This is a genomic window from Kitasatospora sp. NBC_00315, assembly GCF_041435095.1.
Lineage (GTDB): Bacteria > Actinomycetota > Actinomycetes > Streptomycetales > Streptomycetaceae > Kitasatospora.
Map to the genome: position 1 here is coordinate 514,206 of NZ_CP108025.1, position 22,637 is coordinate 536,842.

Annotated in this window: 24 protein-coding genes and 1 pseudogene; 7 read left to right on the forward strand and 18 right to left on the reverse strand. The window is 73.6% G+C overall.

All coding sequences use genetic code 11. From position 1 onward, the window contains the following. Positions 1-73: 73 nt before the first annotated feature. From OG823_RS02150 to OG823_RS02165, 4 genes are all read right to left on the reverse strand, one after another. A complete protein-coding gene (locus OG823_RS02150) occupies positions 74-862 on the reverse strand; it encodes an ABC transporter permease (protein ID WP_371476932.1) in 789 nt (262 codons plus the stop codon). Further along, positions 859-1,845, reverse strand: a complete 987-nt coding sequence (locus OG823_RS02155) for an ATP-binding cassette domain-containing protein (RefSeq protein ID WP_371476934.1) — start codon at positions 1,843-1,845, stop codon at positions 859-861. The genes OG823_RS02150 and OG823_RS02155 overlap by 4 nt, the downstream gene beginning before the upstream one ends. A 79-nt stretch (positions 1,846-1,924) precedes the next feature. Beyond that, positions 1,925-2,770, reverse strand: coding sequence for a DUF4097 domain-containing protein (locus OG823_RS02160; RefSeq protein ID WP_371476936.1), 846 nt, complete (start codon positions 2,768-2,770; stop codon positions 1,925-1,927). A gap of 81 nt (positions 2,771-2,851) precedes the next feature. Then, positions 2,852-3,370, reverse strand: coding sequence for a hypothetical protein (locus OG823_RS02165; RefSeq protein ID WP_371476938.1), 519 nt, complete (start codon positions 3,368-3,370; stop codon positions 2,852-2,854). A gap of 358 nt (positions 3,371-3,728) precedes the next feature. On the opposite strand from OG823_RS02165, the gene OG823_RS02170 reads away from it, so the two are divergent. Then, complete coding sequence (locus OG823_RS02170) at positions 3,729-4,301, forward strand: hypothetical protein (RefSeq protein WP_371476940.1); 573 nt, start codon at positions 3,729-3,731, stop codon at positions 4,299-4,301. A gap of 174 nt (positions 4,302-4,475) precedes the next feature. Here the strand turns inward: OG823_RS02170 and OG823_RS02175 are convergent, their stop codons facing one another. Both OG823_RS02175 and OG823_RS02180 read right to left on the reverse strand, forming a co-directional pair. Beyond that, positions 4,476-4,718 carry a hypothetical protein gene (locus tag OG823_RS02175; protein WP_371476943.1) on the reverse strand — a complete coding sequence of 81 codons (243 nt, stop codon included), beginning with the start codon at positions 4,716-4,718 and terminating at the stop codon, positions 4,476-4,478. A gap of 363 nt (positions 4,719-5,081) precedes the next feature. After that, the gene (locus OG823_RS02180) at positions 5,082-5,675 is read right to left on the reverse strand and encodes a TetR/AcrR family transcriptional regulator (protein ID WP_371476945.1); all 594 of its coding nucleotides are present in this window, start codon (positions 5,673-5,675) and stop codon (positions 5,082-5,084) included. A 266-nt stretch (positions 5,676-5,941) separates the two neighbouring features. Here OG823_RS02180 and OG823_RS02185 point away from each other — a divergent pair, with 266 nt between their 5' ends. After that, positions 5,942-7,081, forward strand: coding sequence for an FAD-dependent oxidoreductase (locus OG823_RS02185; RefSeq protein WP_371476947.1), 1,140 nt, complete (start codon positions 5,942-5,944; stop codon positions 7,079-7,081). 296 nt (positions 7,082-7,377) lie between these two features. On the opposite strand, the gene OG823_RS02190 is transcribed toward OG823_RS02185, so the two are convergent. Continuing rightward, the gene (locus OG823_RS02190) at positions 7,378-7,551 is read right to left on the reverse strand and encodes a CsbD family protein (protein ID WP_371476949.1); all 174 of its coding nucleotides are present in this window, start codon (positions 7,549-7,551) and stop codon (positions 7,378-7,380) included. 133 nt (positions 7,552-7,684) lie between these two features. On the opposite strand from OG823_RS02190, the gene OG823_RS02195 reads away from it, so the two are divergent. Both OG823_RS02195 and OG823_RS02200 read left to right on the forward strand, forming a co-directional pair. Continuing rightward, positions 7,685-7,855: a hydrophobic protein gene (locus OG823_RS02195; protein WP_371476951.1), complete on the forward strand. Its 171-nt coding sequence runs from the start codon at positions 7,685-7,687 to the stop codon at positions 7,853-7,855. Positions 7,856-8,020: 165 nt separating this feature from the next. Then, positions 8,021-9,004, forward strand: a complete 984-nt coding sequence (locus OG823_RS02200; RefSeq protein WP_371476953.1) for a hypothetical protein — start codon at positions 8,021-8,023, stop codon at positions 9,002-9,004. A 52-nt stretch (positions 9,005-9,056) separates the two neighbouring features. Here the strand turns inward: OG823_RS02200 and OG823_RS02205 are convergent, their stop codons facing one another. Then, positions 9,057-9,773 (reverse strand): tetratricopeptide repeat protein, encoded by a 717-nt coding sequence (locus tag OG823_RS02205; protein WP_371476955.1) that lies wholly within the window; start codon positions 9,771-9,773, stop codon positions 9,057-9,059. 41 nt (positions 9,774-9,814) lie between these two features. On the opposite strand from OG823_RS02205, the pseudogene OG823_RS02210 reads away from it, so the two are divergent. Continuing rightward, positions 9,815-10,027: pseudogene (locus OG823_RS02210) on the forward strand (hypothetical protein); the annotation flags it as partial. A gap of 95 nt (positions 10,028-10,122) precedes the next feature. On the opposite strand, the gene OG823_RS02215 reads toward OG823_RS02210, so the two are convergent. Next, a complete protein-coding gene (locus OG823_RS02215) occupies positions 10,123-11,043 on the reverse strand; it encodes an RNA polymerase sigma-70 factor (protein ID WP_371476957.1) in 921 nt (306 codons plus the stop codon). Next, positions 11,040-12,242, reverse strand: coding sequence for an NAD(P)/FAD-dependent oxidoreductase (locus OG823_RS02220; protein ID WP_371476959.1), 1,203 nt, complete (start codon positions 12,240-12,242; stop codon positions 11,040-11,042). Before OG823_RS02220 ends, OG823_RS02215 begins: the two co-directional genes overlap by 4 nt. A 313-nt stretch (positions 12,243-12,555) precedes the next feature. Here OG823_RS02220 and OG823_RS02225 point away from each other — a divergent pair, with 313 nt between their 5' ends. Further along, positions 12,556-13,629: a restriction endonuclease gene (locus OG823_RS02225; protein ID WP_371476960.1), complete on the forward strand. Its 1,074-nt coding sequence runs from the start codon at positions 12,556-12,558 to the stop codon at positions 13,627-13,629. 249 nt (positions 13,630-13,878) lie between these two features. Beyond that, positions 13,879-14,667 (forward strand): SOS response-associated peptidase, encoded by a 789-nt coding sequence (locus OG823_RS02230; RefSeq protein WP_371476961.1) that lies wholly within the window; start codon positions 13,879-13,881, stop codon positions 14,665-14,667. Between the two features lie 53 nt (positions 14,668-14,720). On the opposite strand, the gene rox is transcribed toward OG823_RS02230, so the two are convergent. The 8 genes from rox to OG823_RS02270 all read right to left on the reverse strand — a co-directional run bounded on the left by rox (position 14,721) and on the right by OG823_RS02270 (position 22,636). Further along, a complete protein-coding gene (gene rox, locus OG823_RS02235) occupies positions 14,721-16,148 on the reverse strand; it encodes a rifampin monooxygenase (RefSeq protein WP_371476962.1) in 1,428 nt (475 codons plus the stop codon). 358 nt (positions 16,149-16,506) lie between these two features. Then, a complete protein-coding gene (locus tag OG823_RS02240) occupies positions 16,507-16,950 on the reverse strand; it encodes a 3-oxoacyl-[acyl-carrier-protein] synthase III C-terminal domain-containing protein (RefSeq protein WP_371484275.1) in 444 nt (147 codons plus the stop codon). Beyond that, on the reverse strand, positions 16,839-17,138 hold the full coding sequence (locus tag OG823_RS02245) for an SDR family NAD(P)-dependent oxidoreductase (RefSeq protein WP_371476964.1): 300 nt from the start codon (positions 17,136-17,138) through the stop codon (positions 16,839-16,841). The genes OG823_RS02240 and OG823_RS02245 overlap by 112 nt, the downstream gene beginning before the upstream one ends. A 499-nt stretch (positions 17,139-17,637) precedes the next feature. Further along, positions 17,638-18,111, reverse strand: a complete 474-nt coding sequence (locus OG823_RS02250; RefSeq protein ID WP_371476966.1) for a carboxymuconolactone decarboxylase family protein — start codon at positions 18,109-18,111, stop codon at positions 17,638-17,640. Between the two features lie 454 nt (positions 18,112-18,565). Further along, positions 18,566-19,420 carry a hypothetical protein gene (locus OG823_RS02255; protein ID WP_371476968.1) on the reverse strand — a complete coding sequence of 285 codons (855 nt, stop codon included), beginning with the start codon at positions 19,418-19,420 and terminating at the stop codon, positions 18,566-18,568. Beyond that, positions 19,420-19,941: a SigE family RNA polymerase sigma factor gene (locus OG823_RS02260; RefSeq protein WP_371476969.1), complete on the reverse strand. Its 522-nt coding sequence runs from the start codon at positions 19,939-19,941 to the stop codon at positions 19,420-19,422. The genes OG823_RS02255 and OG823_RS02260 overlap by 1 nt, the downstream gene beginning before the upstream one ends. A 176-nt stretch (positions 19,942-20,117) precedes the next feature. Further along, on the reverse strand, positions 20,118-21,275 hold the full coding sequence (locus OG823_RS02265) for a hypothetical protein (RefSeq protein ID WP_371476971.1): 1,158 nt from the start codon (positions 21,273-21,275) through the stop codon (positions 20,118-20,120). A gap of 290 nt (positions 21,276-21,565) precedes the next feature. Beyond that, positions 21,566-22,636, reverse strand: a complete 1,071-nt coding sequence (locus OG823_RS02270) for an SDR family oxidoreductase (RefSeq protein WP_371476972.1) — start codon at positions 22,634-22,636, stop codon at positions 21,566-21,568. Position 22,637: the final 1 nt, after the last annotated feature.

A 22,637-nucleotide genomic window follows, 5' to 3' on the forward strand; every position in this document is an offset into this window, starting at 1 on the left:
CGGAAGGTCGTGCGAGAGGTGGTAGGGGGCGGAGCGCCGGGCGGGTGCCGGCCGGTCCGCGACGTCGCGGTGGTTACCTGGGGTCGCGGTTGAACGTCGAGGTCGTCCAGAAGTAGCCGATCGTCGCGAGGGCGACGCACCAGGCGACCGTGAGCCAGCCGTTGATGCCGATCCCGCTGCCGAGTAGCAGCCCGCGCAGGGTCTCGATGGCGGGTGTGAACGGCTGGTACCGGGCGATCGGCTGGAACCAGCCGGGCATCGTGTGGACCGGGACGAAGGCGCTGGACAGCAGCGGCAGCAGGATCAGCGGCATCGCGTTGTTGCCGGCGGCCTCGGCGTTCGGACTGACCAGGCCCATGCCGACCGCGATCCAGGTGAGCGCCAGGGCGAACAGCGCGAGCACCCCGAACGCCGCCAGCCACTCCAGCACGGTGGCGTCCGTGGAGCGGAAACCGATGGCCACGGCGACGGCGCCTACCAGGACCACGCTCGCGACCGACTGGAGCACTCCGCTGACGACGTGCCCGACGAGCACGGAGGGACGGTGGATCGACATCGTACGGAAGCGGGCGATGATGCCCTCGGTCATGTCGTTGGAGACGGAGATCGCGCTCCCGACCACGGTGCTGCCGACGGTCATCAGCAGCAGGCCCGGGACGATGTAGGCGATGTAGGCGGAGCGGTCCGCACCGCCGCCGAGGCCCGCGCTCATCGTGTCGCCGAAGATGTAGACGAACAGCAGGAGCAGCATGATCGGGGTGAGCAGCAGGTTCAGGGTGAGGGAGGGGTAGCGGCGGGCGTGCAGGAGGTTGCGGCGCAGCATGGTGGAGCAGTCGCGCAGGGCCAGGGCGGGGGTGCTCATCGGGTGTTCTCCTTGGACTGGTGGGGCACTTCGGTGCCGCCGGTGAGGGCGAAGAACACGTCGTCGAGGTCGGGCGTGTGGACGGTGAGCCGGTCGGCCTCGATGCCGGCGGTGTCGAGGCGGTCGAGGGTGTCGCGCAGGTGGCGTTGGCTGCCGTCGCCGGCGATCCGCAGGGTGAGGGATTCGTCGTGGCGGGTGGCGTCGGTCAGGACGGTACCGGCGTTGCGGTAGGTGCCCGGGTCGCTGAAGTGCAGTCGGAGGTGACCGCCGGGGACCAGTTGCTTGAGCTCCTCGGCGGTGCCCTCGGCGACGATCCTGCTGTCGTGCAGGACGGCGATGCGGTCGGCGAGTTCGTCGGCCTCCTCCAGGTACTGGGTGGTGAGGAGGACGGTGGCACCGTCGGTGACCAGCTCGCGGATGATCTGCCACATGTTGTGGCGCGAGCGCGGGTCGAGGCCGGTGGTGGGTTCGTCGAGGAAGATGACCCTCGGGTTGCCGACCAGGGTCATGGCGAGGTCGAGTCGGCGCTTCATGCCGCCGGAGTAGGTGGAGGCGGGCTTCCCGGCGGCGTCGGTGAGGTCGAAGCGCTCCAGCAGTTCGGCGGCCACCCGCCGCCCCTCCCTGCGGGGGAGATGGTGCAGGTCCGTCATGAGGAGCATGTTCTCCTGACCCGTGATCAGAGCGTCGACCGCGGAGAACTGGCCGGTGACACCGATCGCGGCACGCACGCCGTCCGGGGAGGTGGCGACGTTGTGGCCCGCGACCTGGGCCTGTCCGCCGTCGGCGGGGACGAGGGTGGAGAGGATCTTGACGACGGTGGTCTTGCCGGCGCCGTTCGGGCCGAGCAGCGCGAACACCGACCCGGCCGGGATGTGCAGGTCGACGCCGTCGAGCACGACCTTGTCGCCGTAGGACTTGCGCAGCCCGGCGGTCGAGACGGCGGCGGGCGCCTGCGGGCCCTCGCCGCTTCTGGGCATGGGCATGGGCATGACAGGTGAAGGCATGGGACCCTCCCGTTTCGAAGGCTGATGTGGGTGAGGTGAGGCCGGCTCTACGCGCGGGTCAGGACCTGGCGCGCAGTACGTCGATGTTGCCGTGCCGGGTGCGGGCGCGGACCTTGACCGCGTCCTCGGTCTGCTCCGGGGCCTCGGAGGCGGAGAGCGTGTTGCGCACCTGCCCGGAGCCCGAGGTTACGTCGAGCCAGGCGGCCGTTCCCTCACGGATGCCGACCTCGATGGCACCGTAGGAGGTCTCCAGCTGGATCGTGCCGCGGGCGACCTCGGCGACACGCAGGGTGCCGTGCGCGGTGGTGGCCACGACCGAGCCCTCGGCGCGCGCGATGTCGATGTCGCCGTTGGCGCCGCTCACCCGAAGGTCACCGGTCGCGACGCCGACGGTCGTGGTGCCGTGCGAGTTCTTCAGTACGGCGGGCCCGTCGATCGTGCCGACCCGCAGGCTGCCGGAGCTGGTGGTGATCTCGGCCATGCCCTCGATCCGGTCGACGGTGATCGAGCCGTGGGAGGCGGTCAGCTGGAGCGGCCCGGTCGCGTCGAGGCGGACGTCGCCGGAGGAGGTCTTGACCCGGACCTCGCCGAGCCGGCCCTCGCCGAGCACCTGCGCCCAGGCGCCGGTCATGTCGATGCGCGAGCCCGTGGGCAGCTCGACCACGACATCGACGGTACCCGGGCGGCGGAGCGAGTTGCGCTGCTTGGGCGTCCTGACCGTCAGGGCGCCGCTCGCGTACGTGACCTCGGCCTGCTCGGCGGCCCGCACGTCCTGGTCCCGCTTCGGGTCGCGGGGCCGCACCTCGACGACGGTGTCGATGCGGTCCACCGCGGCGAAGTGGATGGATCCGGCCTCCACGTGGGCGGTGACGGAGATCGGTTCGGGAGTGTCGAAAGAAGGCATGGCTGTACCGTCCTCTTGGGTCTCGATGGCGTCCCTGCTGGTGGGACGTGATCCGAATGACGTGCGGCCGGCAGGGCGCGACTAGCGCACCCAGCCCGTGATGCTCTGTCCGATGGTCTGGGTCTTCCCCGTCGCCCGCGGCCGCGTTCCGCCGTCGACCGCGGCCGACACGGCCCGGACCAGCCACGCGTTGACCGACAGGCCCTCGCGGCTCGCCGCCTCCTCGGCGCGCACCTTGAGGTGGGCCGGCAGCCGCAGATTGACGCGCGCGGTGCCGCCCTCGTCGCCGTCGGCGGGCGCCTGCGCCCTGAACGGCTCGACGGGCGCGACGGGCGACTCACCGTGACCGCCGGCGGCGGGCGCCAACGTCACCACGAAGTCGGGATCCAGCCCGCGCAGCCGTACGTCCACCGAGCCCGGGGCGAGCTCGCGGGTGATCTCGTCCATCGCGGCGGAGAGGACGTTGAGCATGATCAGACGGGTCGCCGACTCCAGCGGAGCGGTGAGCCGGTCGGCCAGCTCCCGAGCTTCTTCCCCGCCTGCTTCGGCGGCCACCGCGAGTTCGCGACGCAGGTTTTCCACATACGGGGTGAGGTCCATGACGCCATCATGGCACCACTGTGGCGCCACGTGCAACCCCGAAGTGCACATCCCACCGGACCGAGCGCACGGCAGCTGCTCCGAACTGCGGGTATACAACCGGGCCACGGTGCGTCGGCATGGCACCACGGGCGCCCCCGATCCCCCGTGGACCACTCGATGGCACCGCATGGCGCCACGTGGTGCCACCCTGCGCCATGCGGATGCCACCGGGCGGACGGCGGGTGGGAGCGACGAGCCCGCCGACAAACGGACGGGGCCGAGCTGCGGCCGATGCTCCGCCAGGGCGCCCGCGGGCGTGGGGCCCCGCGCCGTCGGCTACGATCCTGCGGATCTTGTTCACCTCGGAAGGACGTCCATGAGCAGCAGTCCCCCACTGATGGGAGCCGTCGCAGCCATGCGCACCCAGGCCGCGCTGCTCCTCCTCGCGAGCCTGGTGAGCTGTGCGCCCGCCTACCTGGGGAAGCCCGCCGGAGCCGACCCGACCACGGCGATCACGGTAGGGGTGCTGCTGTTCGTGGTGTCCTTCGGGGCACTGTCGAAGGCTCGACCGCGTTCCTGGTACGAGGAGCGGCTGGCGGGCATGGCCGCGCCACCGCTCACCGCGACCGTGATACCCCGGGAGCAGACCTTCGAGATCATCTCCCGGACGCTGACCAAGCCACTGCTCCTGATCCTGGTCGTCGGGCTGGTCCTCTCCTACGCGACCGGCATGCCGGCGGGAATGCTGCTCGCGGGCATCGCCTGCTCCATGCTCCGGCAGTCGCGCTGGCCGGCGGGCCGGGAGAAGGAGCTGAACGGCCGGATCGTCTGCCCGCACGCACCGGCGCGCACCTCCGACGACGATCCCCACCTCGCCGCGTACCGCCAGGTCCCCTACTACATCGTCCACACGGAACCCGCTCCGGACGCCGGCACACCGCGGCCCTGACGCCAGGGGCGGCGGGGCGGCGGGGCACCACCGACGGCGAGCCACCGCTCACCCTCGCTCTCGGGACGGGCTTCGGCTCCGGCCGACCACGCGCGGCACCCTGGTGTCGCCGCCCCGCCCCGGCGGTGGCGACACCAGGGTGGCGACACCAGGGGTCGGCGTCGGGCGCCTCAGTCAGGCCGTGTACCCGTACCGCAGCGTCAGTTCGGTGGCCGAGTCGATCCGGGTGACCGGCCAGTCATGCCCGCCGACCTGCGCCGGGGTCAGGTCCAGTCCGGCACAGGCCGGGTTGTTCGCCGAGGCGATGACCGGGTCGAGGCGGGCGAAGAACTTCCGGTACGCGCAGCACCCGGCCGACCGGCCGGCTGACGCTGCCGTGCGCGGGGGTGACCTCCTCGGCGCGGGCGGCCGCGCCACTCTCGGAGTACGGGTTCACGTAGGCCACGGCGCCCTGCGGATCGACGGCGACCGGGTTCGTCCACGGGCTCCAGCCGTCCGCCGGCTTCGCCCGGACCTTCACCTGGTACCGCCCGTCCGGTTCGACCCCCAGGCTCACCCAGTGGGTACGCACCAGGTTCCCGTACGAACCCCACCCCGGGAGTGCCCCCAGACCGATGACGACCGTCTGCCTCAACGTGCCGTCGTTCAGGTCGACTTCGTACCGCGTCGGATAGCCGCCCGCCAGGCCGCTGTCCCAGTCCCCCGGCCTGCCGCCGCCGTCCTTCTCGCCGATCGTCCAGCCGGACCACGGCCGCGGCCGTGCCGACGGCGGCCCGGGCGCTACGGCGCGGGCGAGCCGCCGGGCGGCTGCCAGCCGTGCGTGAGAATGTCGAAGATCGCCTCGACGGCGGCCCCCGGATCCCGGCGGCCCCGGGCGAGGATCGGGATGTCGAGGACGAATCGAGCAAGGGCCACACAGGCGAGGTCCTCGTGGTCCACGCCGAACTCGTCGGCGATGGCCGCACCGAGGACGCCGGCGTGCCGGGTCCACATACGTTCGGCGTACGCGCTCAGCGCCGGCGTGGAGGCCACCAGGTCGGCGAACCCGGCCACCTGCGGGTGCGCCGCGATCGCCCGCCAGCTGTCGAGGGCGTGCTGGCGCAGGGCGTCGAGGACGCTCTGGCCGCGGGCGCGCTGCCGCACCGCGGCGATCAGCTCCGCCTCCCGGTCCTCGTCCCGGTCGAACACCAGCGCCTCCTTGCCGCTGAAGTGCTTGAACACCGTGGCGGTCGACACGTCGGCCGCGTCGGCAATGTCACGGATGCCCACCTGGTCGTAGCCGCGCTCCAGAAAGAGCTCCAGTGCGGCGTCGGCGATCGCCTGCCGGGTGGCCGCCTTCTTGCGTTCGCGACGGCCGATGGGGGGAACGGTCATGGCTTGAGCATATCCGACAGTCGAACTCGTGGAAAAGTTGACTCGTTGCACTTTTCGATCGGCTCTGCTCTTATGGACGTCGGGGGCACCGGGCGGCACGTCGTCCCCAGCATGGTGACCGTCTGCGTCGCGCCGTGCATCGCACGGCCGGCCGCCGCCCTGGTCATCGGGCGAGCCCCTCCGCTCGGCCGGCCCGCGACCGGGCTCGGCGCCGGAGCGGACCTGTGCTCCCGATGCCCCTCCTCGTCCTCGGAAAGGAAACACCCATGAGCTCCCCTGCACCCGCCCGCGCCGGCATCAGCATCATCGGCGCCGGACCCGGCGGCCTGACCTGCGCCCGCATCCTCCAGCAGCGCGGCATCGCGGTCACCGTCCACGACCGCGACGAAGGCCCCGACGCGCGCGACCAGGGCGGGACCCTCGACCTGCACGCGGACAACGGCCAGGTCGCCCTGCGCGAAGCCGGCCTGCTCGACGAGTTCCTCGAACTGGCGCGCGCCGAAGGGCAGGAGATGCGCCTCATGGAGCCGACCGGCAGGATCGCGTTCCACAAGGTGCCGCAGGACGGCGAACTCCTCAAGCCGGAGATCGACCGCGGCCGGCTGCGCAGCCTGCTGCTCGACTCCCTGCAGCCGGGAACCGTGCGCTGGGGCAGGGCCCTCGACACCATCAGCGGGCCCGCCGACGGTCCGCGCCGGCTGCACTTCGCCGACGGCACGACCGTCGAGACCGATCTGGTCATCGGCGCCGACGGCGCCTTCTCCCGGGTGCGCCCGGCGGTGTCCCCCGCCGTCCCCGCGTACACCGGGGTGAGCTTCCTGGAGGCGTGGTTCTCCGACGTCGAGAACCGGCACCCCGAAATCGCCGAGCTGGTCGGCCAGGGCTCCGCCGCCGCGGCCGACGGCGATCGCGGCCTGTTCGCCCAGCGCAACAGCGGGGACCACATCCGCGTCTACATCATCCGACGCGTCCCGGTCGACTGGATCAGCGCAAGCGCTCTGACCCCCGACGACACGGACGGTATCCGCGCCGCACTGCTCCACGAGTACGCCCACTGGTCGCCCCGGATGCGCCGGATGATCGCCGACAACGAGGGCCGCTACGTCGACCGCCCGCTGTTCGCCCTCCCGGTCCCGCACACCTGGGAGCACAACCCGACGGTGACCCTGCTCGGCGACGCGGCCCACCTCATGCCCCCGCTCGGCGTCGGCGTCAACCTCGCGATGCTCGACGCCTGCGAACTCGCCCTCGCGCTCGCGAACGCGGCCACCGTCGACGACGCCGTCCGCACCTACGAGAAGACCATGCTCCCCCGCTCCGTCGAGACGGCCACGATCCTCGAACACGGCGCCGAGCACCTGCTCTCCGCCGACCTGCCCGACTTCGACGACGACTCCCGGCCCTGAGAACCGGCCCCGGAGTGGGGTCACCGGCGGACGTCGGCAGCTGACGGCGCGGCCCGGGGCGACCGACGCCCGGGGGACGACGTCGCGGATCTCCCGGCGAACGCGCGACCACCGGACCCAGGACGGCCCGGTGAGCAGGACCGCCACGCGCCGGCCGCGCCGTGAACCCGGTGCTCGCCGTACGCCCGCCGTGGCGGTCCGCCGGGCCGGCGGGCGCCGACCGCCCGCATGGGGCCCGGCGGAACAGAGTTGTGGGTCCCGACCGCCTCGGTCGGGACCCACAGGTCGAACCCGCCTCAGTGCTCGAAGGCGTCCTTGACGTGCTCGCCGGCCTGCTTGAGGTCTCCCTTGGTCCGCTCGGCCCTGCCCTCGGCCTCCAGACGCTCGTTGCCGACCGCCCTGCCCACGTGCTCCTTCACCGCGCCCTTGAGCTTGTCGGCCGCGTTGTCGATCTTGTCGCCCGCACCCATCGCGTTTCTCCTCGCCGTCGCCGCGCCACTGTCCTGACGGCCGGCGCCTGCCCTCCCCCATCAGGAAGATTCCTACGAATATCTGGTCCGGCCCGGGGCAGCCGCCTTTCCGACACTGACTGTGGAGGTCACGATGGTTCCCCTTCTTCTCGTCCTGCTGCTGGCCCTGCTCCTCTTCGGAGCGGGCTTCGCACTGAAGATCCTCTGGTGGGTCGCCGTCATCGTCCTGGTGGTCTGGGTGGTCGGCTTCCTCGCCCGCGGCACCCACTCCTCCGGCCGCCGCCACCGCTGGTACCGCTGGTAGAAACCCACACCACACCGAACCCCGGGCGGGGTGCACGCGAGGGCGCGCACCCCGCCCGACCCATGCGGTGCGCCGCCCGGGCAGTCCCCGCCCCGGCCGCGCCCGGGGCCGGGGCCGGGGCCGGGGCCGGGGCCGGGGCGGGCTGCGCCCGGTACGGTTCGTCTCGTGGACGTGGACGGGTGGGAGTCGGGGCACTGGGGCGCGTACGGCTGCGGGGCGTGGGAGCGGGCCTGCCGTCAGGCGGGCCCACTGGTCGCCTGGCACCGGGAGCAGGGCCTCGGCCCGGGCGCCGGGGTCCCCGGGCGGCTCTCCACGGATCCCGCTCCGCGCGTCAAGTGGCCCTGGGGAAGCGGCCCGCACACCGTGGCCCTGGTGCTCTGGCGGGCTGCCCGCGATGCCGGGATCCTGGTCGACGAGGTCCTGCTGGCCGACACCCTGCGCTACTGCGACCCCGGGGCCGACCCGCTGGCGGACGGCCCCCTGCCCGAAGCCGCCCGCAACGGTGGGATCGCGGTCGGGAGCGCCGAAGCGGTGGCCCGGATCGGGCACGTCCTGCGGATCCACGCCGCGGCCGATCTCCCGCGGCCCCGCCCGGCCGGGGTGCGGCTGACGCTCGGCCACCGCGTCCGGGAGCTGAGGGCGACGTCCGACTGGACGCAGGGCGACTGGCCGGCGGCCGTCGCGCTGGCCCGTGAGGCCATGCGGCAGGCGGACGATCTCCGGGAGCGGGGGGCGTGGCTGCCCACCGCCGGGGAGCGGTCCGCCGGACGGCTGACGGGCCTGGACCGGGCGCTGGCCGGTGAGCCCGGTGCCTCGGGGGGCCGGACGCCGGTCTGGCCGGCGCGGGCGTCCCGCCTGGTCGGCCTCGCCGCCGCCCTGTCCGCCGCGGCCGACTCGCTGCCGCGCGACGACCACGGGGGTCCGGGCCCGCTGGCCAGGGTTCTCGACGGCACGGCCCTGGCGTGCGCCGGGCTGCGGACCAGCGCCGAGGAGCTCACGCGCCTGTGGGAGGCGGAGCCGCGCGAGCCCGCGGATCCGGCCGCCTGGGAGGAGTCCCACGTCCCCGGACCGCTGCGGACCCAGACCGAGGAGACGGAGGACCTGGTGCGGGCGGCCGACGTCTTCCTGTGGCTGCTCGCGTGCGGTTGACGGACGGTCCACCCGGGCCGGGCGGTCGAGCGACGCGCCCGGGTCGGGGATCTCAGTAGAAGTCGCCCCGGCCGTGCGCGGGGTTGACGGCGTCGCGTCGCTGCTGCCGCAGCCGGGTCGTCGTGTTCGCCGACATCTCCCGCAGGTGCGCCTGACTCTGCAGCATCATCATCGACCCCAGCGCGTGGCGCCCGGTCCTCGGGTTGTCCACGCAGGACCGGTACAGCGCGGCGGCCCGCCCGGCGTCCTGGTACAGCGTGCGGTAGAGCTCGGCGGCTCGGTACTGGGCGTACGGGTGGTCGCGCGCGGCGGCCGCCAGGAAGTGCTCCAGAGCGTGCTCGACGGGGGCGCGGTTCAGGGGCAGCAGCCCCTCCAGGTACAGGTCTCCCAGGGCCAGCATCGCTTCGGGCTCGCCGAGTTCGGCCGCGGCACGGTACCAACGGGCAGCCTCGTCGAACGACTGCCCGATGCCCGCCTGCGGGCAGCCCTGGTGGTGCAGCGAGCCGAGGTAGTAGGCCGCTCGGGGCGAGCCGGTGCTCCGCCGCAGCCACGGCGCCGCGCTCGCGTATCGCCCCTGGGTGTACTCGACGTGCCCCAGGAGCTCGACGGCGGCGCCGTGACCGGCGGCGGCCGCCGCCTCCAGGAAGAAGGCGGCAGCGCCACGGTGCTGACCGCCGTTCCAGCAGTTCAGGCCGATCCGGTAGTACTCCTCGGCGTTGGTCGGCTCGCGTCCGTCCACGGTGAAGTCGAACCCCTGCCACTGCACCACGTGACTGCCTCCCTCGTCCCCGCCCGCCCCGGCGGGCGCTCATGGGTCATTGTGCGGCACCCCCCGGGGCGGCGGGCGGCGAGGGCCGCGCGGTCGTGGGCGGTCCCGGGGTGCGGCACGTGGGCGGCTTCGGCTCGAGCATCCAGGGCTCCCTACGTATCCGCGTCTTCGGCGGCAATCCCGACACCGAGCTGCTGACCGAGATCACCCGCTGCGCGGAACGCGGCGACATCGTCCCCGTCGTCGACACCGTCCATCCGCTCGACCGCGTCGCCGACGCGCACCGCGCCCTGGAAGCAGGCGGCGTCCCGGGGCAAGCACATCGTCCGGATCGACTGAACGGGCGCTCCTACCGGGTCACCACGTGGTGGGTGGTGCCTTCGGCGACGGCCCGGAGCTTGTCGGGGTTGGCCACGTTGTGGATGGCGGTGATGCGGCCCTCGGCGTCGAAGTCGAAGGTGACGGTGGCGATCACACGGCCCGGTCCGCTGAACAGCATGCCGGGCCCGCCGTTGATCTCGACGAGTTCGGCGCGCATGTCGGCCGGCTCGACGCCCTGGTAGGAGACGGTGCCGACGGCCGCGAACCAGCCGGCCACCGTGGTCGCGCCCACGACCGGGCGCAGCGCCTGGCGGACCTTGCCGCCGCCGTCGGTCCACAGCGTGACGTCCGGGGACAGCAGCTCCATCAGGGCGTTGACGTCGCCACCGCTGGAGGCGGCGAAGAACCGCTCGGTGACCTCGCGCTGCCGTGCACGGTCCGCGGGGAAGCGCGGCCGGCGGGCCCGTACGTGCTCGCGGGCGCGGTGCGCGGCCTGCCGCACCGCGGCCTCGGAGCGCTCCACCGCCTCGCCGATCTCGGCATGGCTGAAGCCGAAGACCTCCTTGAGCACGAAGACCGCGCGTTCGAGCGGGCTCAGGGTCTCCAGCACCACCAGCATCGCCATCGACACCGACTCGGCGTCGGTGACGGCCTCGGCCGCGTCCCCGCCGGTGAGAATGGGCTCCGGAAGCCACGGCCCCACGTACGTCTCGCGCTTGTAGCGGGTCGAGCGCAGTCGTTCCAGCGCCAGGTTCGACACGATCCGCGCCAGGTACGCCTTGGGGTCGGCCACCTGCGAGCGGTCGGCGGCCGACCACTTGATCCAGGCGTCCTGCACCGCGTCCTCGGCGTCGGCCGCGGTGCCGAGTACGCGGTAGGCCACCGAGAACAACAGAGCCCGGTACTGGTGGAACAGCTGCTGGTCGAGATCCGAGGACGGCCCGGTCATCGTGGCACCGTCACCCGGGTGAAGCGGCCGCCTCGCGGCCAGAACGCGCCCGAGGCGGGCATCCTCTTCATCCGGCCGTAGGTCGGCCAGGGCGAGGCGGTCACCGTCTCCTTGTACCGCGCCGCCGTACGGCCGGTCAGGTACAACCGTCGGGGGCTGTCGTCCGGGTGGGTGAACTGCACGACCGCATCGTAGCGTCCGAGACTGACCGGCGTGTGGTAGTAGCCGAAGCGAAAGGGCTTGGGGCGGCGGCCCTTCAGCACCCGCAGGATCGACAGTGCGGCGTGCACCCCGGTCGGCATGCCGCCCTGGCAGGTGCCGTGCAGGACGCCGTAACCCTGGTGGACGGCGGCCGCGTCGCCCACGGCGTACACCTCCGGATGCGACACCGACCGCAGCGCGGCGTCCGTGGCGACGCGGCCGCGCTCGTCGACGCTCAGCCCGGCGGCGGCCGCCACCGGTGACACCCGGGTACCGCTCGTCCACAGGACCACGTCGGCGGGGACGACCTCCCCGCCCGCCAGCTCGACCGCCTCGGGCAGGACCCTCACCACCTCGGCCCCGCCGCGCGCCCGGACGCCCAGGCGGGCGAGCGCGGAGCGCAGGTACGTCCTGGCTCCAGGGTGCATGGCCGCACCGGGCTCGCCCCGGCCCAGCAGCACGACGTTCAGCTCCGGGTACTGCTCGGCGATCTCGGCGGCCGACTCGATGCCGGTGAGCCCGTTGCCCGCGACCACCACCGTGCCGCTGTCGAGCCGCGCCAGCCGGTCTGCCAGCAGCTCGGCGTCCTGCGCGCTGTTCAGGGTGTACGCGTGGTCCTCCACCCCCGGAGCGGCGGTGTCGGCCACGCCGCCCAGCCCGTACACGAGCGTGTCGTAGGGCAGGACGAGGTCGTCGTCGACCCGTACGACCCTCGCGCCCGTGTCCACGCCCGTCACCCAGCCGCGCACGAAGCGCGCACCCGTGCCGGCCAGCAGCTCCGGGATGCTCAGCTCGGCGAGCCGCTGCCCGCTCCCGGTCATGTGCAGCCGCATCCGCTCGGTGAACCGCTCCTGCGCGTTCACCAGGGTCACCTGCACGTCCTCGCGTCCCTTGACCCGGGCCGCGAGCTGGATCGCCGCGGCCGTGCCCGCGTACCCCGCCCCCAGGACCAGAACACGGTGCGGGGTCTCCGTACCTGCTTCGTGCCGCTCGTTCATCGCCGTTCCTTCCTCCGTCTGCTGCCGACAACCACCAGACGGAAGCTGCGTGCTCGTTCGTGACACGGACCCGATGTGACGCGCGACACGGCGGGGGCGGGGGCCGTGCGGGGGCCCGCGCGTCCTCGTCGACGGCCTCCCGGTGCGCACGGTGGACAGCCTCCGGGGCGCACGGGGAGCGGGGCCCGCCGTCCGCCCGCGGGGGCGGACCACGTTCGGAAACGATCAATTGTCGGACCCGACTGACACGGGCTCGGCGAACGCCCTACCCTGGCGCGTGCCACCAGACAGTCAACTCCCAAGGGGGCACCGTATGTCCCGGAGCCGTAAGCTCCACCGCCTCGGCAACCCCGACGCCGACGAGCGTCGCGAGCAGCGAATGCTGTTCCGTCACCTGCGTGACGACACCAACGCGAATCGCGGGCGGATGACCAGGCGGGTCCGCGAGCTGCAGCTGCTCCTGTCGATGGACCCGGTCGACTTCGAACGGCTCGTGGCCCGGCTGATGGAGGCCATGGGCATGAAGGTCGAGCTCACAGCCCGTTCGCGGGACGGCGGGGTGGACGTACGCGGGATCGACACGGACCCCTTCCGTGGTGGGAACGTGATCGTGCAGGTGAAGCGGTACCGGGACACCGTGACACCCTCGGCCGTGCGGGACCTCTACGGCACGCTGCAGCACGATCCGGCCGCGACCAAAGCCGTCCTCGTCGCCACCAGCAGGTTCGGCCCGAGCTCCCACCAGTTCGTCGCGGGCAAGCCGATCACGCTGATCAACGGTTCCGAGCTGGTCGGTCTCCTCAAGCACCACGGCCTCCACGAGGTGTTCGACGCGGCGCAGCACGATGCATCCGGCTTCGACGGCGGGGACGCGCTGCCCGAGGTCGAGGTCGCCTCCGAGCCGGCCCGGCTTCTGCTGCACTGGACCGGCGAGGAGGAGTACGACATCGCCGCCCTGGTGTGCCAGGGCAACAGGGCGCTGTCGGACGAGCACCTGGTGTTCTACAACAACGGCTCGACACCGGACGGTTCGGTCCGCATGGTCACCGGCTACGGTGACGCGAACGCCTGCCTGATGGTCGACTTCGACGCGCTGCCCGGCGGCGCCGACCGGCTCGTCATCGTCGCCGCCGCCGACACCGAGAACCACCCGGAGGCGACCATGGCCGGGTTCGCGGGACCGGCGCTGATCCTCGAACCCGGTGCCGACCGGACCCCGCTCGTGGTGCACCTCGCCGACGGGGCCGCGGCCAACACCGCGATGCGCCTGGGGCGGTTCGACCGTGACACCGCCGGGGACTGGTACTTCACTCCTGCCCTGGCCGGATACCCGGGCGGACTGCGCCAGGCGGTCGTGGCCTACGGCCTTGAGGTGGAGGAGGCGTAGCCGCGCGCGGACCGGCGCACCGGCCCGACGGCGTCAGCGCTCCTCGGCCCGGACCGTGCCACGGGCCCATGACGGCGATACCGGTGGCACGGCCGGGCGTTCGGAGCCGCACCTGTGCCACCGTCAGGACGGCACGCGGCGCAGCAACGGCCTCGGCCGGTTCGTCGCACCGCGGCCGATCCGGTGCGCGGGCCGGCGTCCGGGCGGCCGCGTGGACACCACCGCCCCGCGGATGGCACGGTGGGAGTCATGTGCGGCAGATTCGTCTCCACGTCCTCCGTCCAGGAACTCACCGAGTTCTTCGGCGCCACCCACTGGCCCACCACGGAGGCTCTCGCGCCGAACTGGAACACCGCCCCCACCGACGGGATCTGGGCGGCGCTGCAGCGCGTGGACCGGGAAACGGGCGAGCTGACCAGGCAGTTGCGGGCGGTGCGCTGGGGCCTGGTGCCGTCCTGGGCGAAGGACCCGGGCATCGGCGCACGGATGATCAACGCCCGGGCGGAGACCGTCCACGAGAAGCCCGCCTTCCGCAAGGCGTTCGCGACCCGCCGCTGCCTGATCCCCGCCGACGGCTACTACGAGTGGCGGCCCGTCCCGGCGGCCGAGGGTAGGAAGGCCCACAAGCAGCCCTACTACCTGAGCCCGGCGTCCGGGTCACCGATGGCGATGGCCGGACTGTACGAGTTCTGGCGCAACGGCGGCGTGCCCGAGGACGACCCCGCGGCCTGGCTCACCACGGCGACGATCATCACCACCGACGCCACCGACACCGCCGGGCTGGTCCACGACCGCATGCCGCTCACCATCGCCGGCAGCGACTTCGACGCCTGGCTCGACCCCGAGCACACCGACACCGACGAACTGCGGCACCTCCTGCACACCCCGGCCGGCGAACTCACCGTCCGGGCGGTCTCCACCGCGGTCAACAACGTCCGCAACGACGGCTCCCAGCTGCTCGACCCGGCGCCGGACCCGCTCGGCGTCACCGGCCCGGCCGCGCGGTCCGGACCGGCACCCACCGGCCCCGGGGCCTGACGGATCGCGGCCGACCGCCGCCGACGGTCCCGCCCCCGGGGCGCACCGCTCGGTCAGCCGACCGGGGCTCCGAACCACTCGGCCAGCGGGCCGAGCAGGTCCTGCTGGTCCTCGCCGACCCACGCCACGTGGCCGTCCGGCCGCAGCAGCACCGCGGGCACGTCCAGCTCCTCGCTGACGTCGACGACGTGGTCGACCCGATCCGACCAGCCCTCCACCGACAGCCGGCCGCTCCGGTCGAGCAGCAGTCCACGGCCGCCGCGCATCTGCTCGTAGAGGCGGCCGCGCTTCAGCTCCACGTCCCGCATCCGTCGGCCGAGCAGCTCGTGCCCCTCGCCGAGGTCGTACCGGACGGCGATCGCGGTGATCTTCTCGATCAGGTACCTGTTCACCTCCTCGAATTCCACCAGTTCCGCCATCAGCCGGCGCACGGCCCGGGCGCCCGGCTCGGCGGACATCAGTTCGGTCTGCGCGCGGGTGTTGTCCAGCACGCTGGCGGCGACCGGGTGCCGCTCGGCGTGGTAGGTGTCCAGCAGCCCCGCCGGTGCCCAGCCGTTGACCTCGGCGGCCAGCTTCCAGCCGAGGTTGAAGGCGTCCTGGACGCCGAGGTTGAGCCCCTGCCCGCCGGTCGGCGGGTGGATGTGCGCCGAGTCGCCGGCCAGCAGCACCCGGCCGACCCGGTAGCGCTCGGCCAGGCGGGTGGCGTCGCCGAAGCGCGAGAGCCAGCGCGGTGAGTGCACACCGAGGTCGGTGCCGGCGAACGCCGTCAGCTGCTGCTTGAAGTCCTCGAGGGTCGGCGCGGACGCCCGGTCCTCGGCCACCCCGGCCGCCGGCACGATGACGCGGTACAGACCCTCCCCCATGGGCATGGCGCCGAAGCGCAGCTGGGTCTTGCGGACCTCGGCCACCACGGCGGCCAGCGTCTGCGGCTCGACACCCAACTCCATCGCGCCCAGCAGTGTCTCGGCCCTGGTGGGCTCACCGGGGAACCCGACACCGAGCAGCTTGCGCACCGCGCTGCGGCCGCCGTCGCAGCCGACCAGGTAGCGCGAGCGCAGCTGCGTGCCGTCGGCCAGCTCGACGCTCACCCCGTGCTCGTCCTGATCCAGCCCGACCACTTCGCAGCCGCGCCGGATCTCGGCGCCGAGCGCGGTGGCGTGCTCGGTCAGCAGCCGCTCGGTGATCTCCTGCGGGACGCCGAGGACGTACGAGTGCGCGGTGTCCAGCCGGTCGGGCCAGGAGGTCGCGAGGCCGGCGAAGAACCCGCCGACCCTGAACTGCTTGCCGAGTGCGAGGAACCGCTCCAGCAGACCGCGCTGGTCCATCACCTCGATGCTGCGCACGTGCAGCCCCTGCGCACGGGACTGATTGGTCGGCTGCTCCTCCTTCTCCAGCACGAGCACGTCCACCCCGTGCAACCGCAACTCGCCGGCCAGCATCAAGCCGGTCGGTCCGCCGCCGGCAACGATCACGTCGATCATGAAAAACGCCCCATCCGACAGGAGTGCATGACGGCCGGTCGCTCCGGGCCCTCCAGCGGCGAGCGATCACCCCTTCGCGCGCCGGGAGCCCGTGAGCGCCCCGCGGGCCCGCCTGCGCTTCGGCGTCCGCTGGGCCCGTATCCCGCCATAAGCACATGTACTTCGTGAATCACTTATTTCGGCAGGTTCTGCCTTCGAGCGGAGATTCTGCCGCATGACCCGGGCCTTGCCGCAAGGCCCCCCGTGCGCTATATCTTGAGAGTGGCGAGGGGTGCAAGAACTCCTTGCCTTCGCCTTTTGCCCCCTCTGCGGGCGGCCGGGTTCCTCCCCGAGCGGCGAGCGCCGCGTACGGCGGGCGCTACCAGCGCAGCAGCATCACGGCGGCGCCGGCGCCGCCGGCCAGCCCGAACAGTGCCACGCTGCCTCCGGGACGCAGCATCCCCTGTTCGACGGCGCCTACGAGTTGCAGGGGGATGGTGGCCGCGGCCACGTCGCCGCTGTGGGCGAAGGTGGGGATCACCTGGTCGGGGCGGATCCCGACCCGGCGGCAGATGGTGTCGACGAAGGGGATCGAGGCTTGCTGGACGCAGGCGAGGTCGAGCCGGTCGGTGTCGGTCCGCTGCTCGTTCAGCCACTGCTTCGCCTGCTCGTCGAGTCCGAGGAACGTGGGCGTTCGCGGGTTCCCGGACGTCAGCGCTGACCGCGGCGAACAGCGGCAGGTCGAGGTCGCCGGGCGCCGGACCGGCCTGGGCGAGGACCCGCCCGGCCGCGCCGGCGCATCGCCGGCAGGGCGAGCCTGCAGATCCGCGCCGCGCCCAGCAGGTTGGTCTCCAGGAGACGGCGGGCCTGCTCGTCGCTCACGTCCTCGACGGAACCCGCCTGCGGGATACCGGCGTTGTTAACCACCGCCCACGCGCCGCCGCCGGCCAGCTCCCCGACCCGGGCCATCGCCTCCTCGCCGGAGCGCGGATCGGCGACGTCCAGCAACACCGTACTGACTGTCGATCACATCGGAAGGCTACCGGGCCCGCCGCGCCCGGCAGGCGGGTGCCGCACCGGGCTGCACCGCCGCGGCCCGGGGCCCGGGTGCCTCCCCGGGCGGACGGCGCCGGTGGCGGTCATCGGGCCACCTGGTCGGGGCACGTCGGGTGGTGCCAGGCGGTACGGACGACGCGCCCGCCGAGCAGGCGGTGCTCGCTGGTCCAGGTCCGGCAGCACCTGGCCGTCCGGGGCGGCGCGGCTGCGGCCGGAGTCCGCGTCACGGACGTGGTCCCGGGCTGCGTCGGGCCCGTGGTGGTGGGTACGGCCGGCGTGGCCGTCCGGCGGCGCCGACTGTGGGCGCGGCGGTGGGTGGTCGAGGAGATCGTCACACCCCTTCACCTGCCCAGCCACCGGGGGCGGCCAACCCGCCCATCACCCGAACGGCGTACCCGGGCCGCTGCTCGCCACCGCCGGACGGCACGGACGAGCAGGCCCTCGCCGAGGCCGCTCAGTCGAACTGGCCGGGCTGGTAACCGCCCGCCGGCTGCCGGGTGATGACGTTCAGCCGGTTCACCATGTTCATGAGCGACACCAGGATCACCAGTGCGCTGAGCTGCGCCTCGTCGTAGTGCTCGACGGCGAGCACCCACGCCTCGTCACTCACCCCTCCGGCCGCGTCCGCGATCCGGGTGGCCTCCTCCGCCAGCCGCAGTGCGGCCCGCTCGGCCTCGGTGAAGACGGTGGCCTCCCGCCACGCCGCCACCAGGTTCAGCCGCAGCGCCTCCTCACCGGCGGCGGTGGCCTCCTTGGTGTGGATGTCGACGCAGACGGCGCAGCCGTTGATCTGGCTGACGCGAAGGGCCACCAGCTCCTGCGTCGCGGCCGGCAGCGACGATTCCTTGAGCGCCTTGCCCACCGTCCTGACGTACGTGAGCGTCCTGCCGACCGTCGGGTCGGCGTAGTAGTTCAGCCTCGCGTCCATGATGTGCTCCTTCGTGCTCGTCGTCCGGACCCTCACCACCCGAGACGGATCGGTCGCCCGCCCAGTGACACGGGGCGCCTGTGAGCCACGTCACCGGCCGGCGGGACGGCACCGGGATCGCACCGGAATCACACCGGGATCGGGAGAACGCCGAGGGCCGGTCGTGGTCGTACGCAGCCGTTGCGCGTGGCCCGGACCTCGCACGGCGGAGCGGGGGCACCCGGGCGGGTGGCCGACGGGCGGCCACCGTCCTCCGGGAACCGGCGGCCCCCGACGGCACTCGACCGCTCCTCCCCCGCCACGAGGGTGCGGAACATGCGGCACTGTGCCGGTTCCACCTCGGCGATCCGTACACCTCCGGCAGGGCATATCGTCCCCGACCCGCGCCCCGGGCGCGCGGCCCGGGCGCGCGGCCCGAGGCGGAGCGAGTGCCGGAGCACCCGCCGAGCGCGGCTCACCCGGTCGGTGCGAAGTCCCCCCACACCGAGGCGGCGGAGCCGGCCGCCGTCGCGTCGGCCCGGTAGCCGTCGTCCTTCGCGTCCCGGCCGCCGGCGGCGTGGTCGTACTGTCCGGCGAACAGGTACTGGCCCGCCGGCGCGGACCGGCCCGGCTTGAGGCTCCAGCGGTAGACGATGACGCCGTCGGCCTCGTGGACGGTGACGACGAAGTCGTCGGCGGGCAGGCTCTGCTCGGTCCCGGCGCTCCTCACCCCGGCGGTCACGGCGATGCGCAGCTCCACGACGAGCGCGGTGAGGGGGGTCGCGGATTTGAGCGTGACGTTGCTCCGGGCCCAGGCGGTGGTGCTGTGCGGGTCGACGGAGCCGTCCGCCCACAGCGGGCCGTCGGTGGTGTGCGAGCCGCCCGGCGGACGGGTCGTGGCGTGCGCGGTGGTCGGCGGGCCGGAGGGACGGGAGGAGCCCGCCCCGGAGGGTGTTCCGCTCGGCTCCGGCGTCGGCGGGGACGAGGTGGCCGGCCCCGACCTGCCGGGTGTCGGGGACTCCGGGGGCACGGCCGTGGCGGGGTCGGGCGACGCGGACGTGGTCACGGCGGGGCCGGTGGCCACGGTTCGCGGCCCCGGCGGGCCGGCGACCACGGAGGCCACGGCGAAGCCGCCGACAGTCAGGGCCCCGGCGGTGGCGACGGTGGCGAGGACGATGCGGGTCCACGACACCGGGGCGGTCCGCTCGCGGTGGCGGACGCCGGCGCCCGACGGTCGGGCCATACCGCGCTCGACGCGCGCGAGCATCCGTGCCCGGTCGGGCCGGTGGGCGGCCGCGGCCTCGCGCAGCTGCCTGCCCGGATCGCTCATCAGGTCCTCCTTCCCGTCAGTTCCCCGGCCCGGCTGCCCAGCAGCCGTTCCAGCTCGGCCATGCCCTTGGAGGTCTGGCTCTTCACCGTACCGACCGAGACTCCCAGGGCGAGCGCGGTGTCCTTCTCCGACAGGTCGAAGGCGTGCCGTAGCACCACGCAGGCGCGCTTGCGGAACGGCAGGCGCCCCAGTGCCGCCCGCACGTCCAGGACGGCGGCCACGTCCGTGGCCTCCACCCGATCGGAGCGGTGGGACCAGAACAGGTGGACGCGACGCCGCTCGCGGACGGCACTGCGGATGCGGCTGCGCGCCATGTTGGCGACCACGCCGCGCGCGTAGGCGAGCGGGTGCTCGGCCCGGCGCAGCCGGTCCCAGCGGTGCCACAGTGCCAGCAGCGCGTCCGCGGCGAGGTCGTCGGCGGCGTCCGCCTCGCCCGTCAGCAGGTGTGCCAGACGGGCCAGTTCGGCGTGGTGACGCTCGAAGAATCGGTGGAACTCGGTGGCCGCATCGTCGACGGGCATGTCCGTGGCGCGGCCTCTCCGTGCATTGTGAGCGTTCTCATTGACTCGGGAGGCCGCAGCGTACCAACAGGGGCGGACGCGTGTTCACCAGGGCCCGAACGGACGGTCGGGCCCTGACCGGCTCCGGCCCCAGCGCCGAGGAGGAACGAGCCCGGCGCCGGAGGGCCGGGCACGCCTCACAGCCAGGCGATCAGACGCGGTGTGAGGGGATTCACCACGCCCGCGGGCGGGAGGTCGACGGGAGCGATCTCGACCGGACGCGCGCCCGGCGTGAGGTCCAGCCGGTAGAGACCGGTCTCGCCGTCCTCGTCGACGAGGTAGGCCAGCGAGCGGCCGTCGGGTGAGACCGCGACACTCTCGACCACACGCGAGGTTGCGACCGGAAGGAGCGTGGTCATGGTGTCGAGCCGCCCGCGATCGGCGCTGAAGGTGAGCAGGAGGAGGTTGTCCCCGCCGTTGCAGAGCAGGGTGACGTCACTCGTCCACCGGCTCGGTTCGCACCGCGGGACCTGTTCCGAACCGGGCAGCGACGCACGGCCGTTGCCGGACCTTCCCAGCGCCATCGGCTCGACGTACCAAAGCGCGTACGGTGCGGGCGGGTCGGTACGCCGCCACACCGTGGAGCTCGCGCCGGCCGCCACCGCGCCGTCGGGGGAGATCGCGACCTGGTCCGGCTTGCTCTCCAACGGCCGTGTCAGCCAGGGCTGGTCGCCGGACAGGACGAAGTCGGGACCCGGCGCGGCGCCGTGCTGCTTCGGGGCGGCGGCGGGGTCGCCCAGGTCACGGCTGGTCACCTGCTGCTCGCCCGTCTCGTACCAGAGGACCGAGGTGCCGCTCTGGAACGCCGGTGCGCTGTCACCGCCCGCGGTGGCGGCTGTGCCGCCCCTCGGCGCGCCGTCGGTGAGTGCGAAGGCCATCGCGCTGAGGGCGCCACCGGGGCCGGGCGCGGTGCCGGCGATCAGCGTGAAGTCGGCGTTGAAGAGCGCCCGGTCGGCGGCCTCCGTGGTGCTTCTCGGCTCTCCGCACAGGGCGTCGACCGAGCCGCGCTCCGGCAGGGTGACCGTCCGGCGCGCGATCGGGGATCCGTCCGTCGGCGACAGTGCGGCGACCGTGATCCGGTGGACCTTGCCGTCGGCCGAGGTCGGCGACGGCGCGCCGAACCGCTCGCACCAGGCGACGATCATCCGGTCCTTCCCCGCGATCCCCTCGCCGTTCGACGCGGCCGAGGGCGGCGCCGCCACCCGCGGCCCGGACGTCGTGCTGCCCCCGCAGGCGGTCAGGGTCAGCGCCGCGACCACGCCGAGGAGCAGGTGAGTTCGGGCGCTGCGAGACATCAGGATCCCCCGGTCGGCTGTTCGGTGATGCCCCCGGAATCTAGCAGGAAACGATCACTGCCCCGTCCGGGAGGGCACGGGGTGGGACGACTCCGACCGAACCGGACGTGCACGGCGGACGGGCGACAGCGGACGGCGAACGGCGAACGGCGACGGGCGACGGGCGACGGCGGACGGCGGACGGCACGAACCGCCCCGGCCGAACCGCGCCGACCCGGGCGACGGCCGCAACCGGCGGCGGTCCCGCCCGCCGCCCTAGCGATCGTACCGCGGGTCGGCCGGCTCCCCGCTCACGTCCCGACCGGCAGCTCCCCCGTCCGCTGCCAGGCCGCGACGGTGTCGGCGAGCAGGGTCTCGGCGGGCGGCGGCTCCGGGTACTCACCGGCCAGCGCTGCGGCGGCGTTCCGGGGCTCGCTGCCGATCCGGTCGTCGAAGGAGAGCCGCTCCGGGGGGAGCGCCTGGGAGAGCCTGGCCACCGCCGGATCGTCCCGGCCCGCGTCGACGACGGCCGCCCGCCAGTGCGGGTACGCCAGCTCCTGCGGCCGGTACCCCGCCCGGCGCAGGGCGGCCGGCACGGCCGCCCACGGGAGGGTCACCGGCGCGATCAGGTGGTGCGCCCGGCCGTGGGCCCGCTCCGTGCCGCAGAGCGCGACGACCAGCCGGCTGACCCAGTCGACGGGGCTGAGCCGGATCCGGGTGTCCAGGAGCGGCACCGCGCCCAGCCGCGCCGAGACGCGCAGGACCCGCTCCAGCAGGTCGTCGGGGTTCGAGCGCGCCGTGCGGGAGTGGGCCGTGATCCGGCCCGGCCGCAGGATCACGGCTCTCAGCCGTCCCTCCTGGTGCGCGACGCTGACCAGCCGGTCGGCCGACCACTTCGACTGTCCGTACCCGCCGGAGACCGGGTCGGTCAGCTCGAACGGCTCGCCCGTGACGTCGCGGGCGACGGCCGCGAGGCTGCTCACGTAGCCGAAGGACGCCGCCCGGGCCTGCGCCAGCGCGAGCAGCTCCTCCGTCGCCCGGACGTTGGTCCCGTACAGCGGCCCGTACGGCAGTGTCATGTTGACCCGCGCCCCGCAGTGGACGACCTGGGAGACGTTCTCACCGAGCGCCTCGAAACCGGCGGCCGGCAGACCGAGCCGCTCCTGCGCGAGGTCGCCCGCCACGACCTCGACCAGGTGCCGGTCCTCCTCGGCGACCCGTCCGTCGAAGGCGCCCCACAGCCGTGCGGCCCGTTCGGCCGCGGTCGCGCCCCGGACCACGCAGCGCACGGCCTCCCGCTGTTCGACCAGGCGCACCGCCAGGGCCGAGCCGAGGAACCCGGTCGCCCCGGTGACGAGCGTGACCGATCCGTCGCCCGGCACG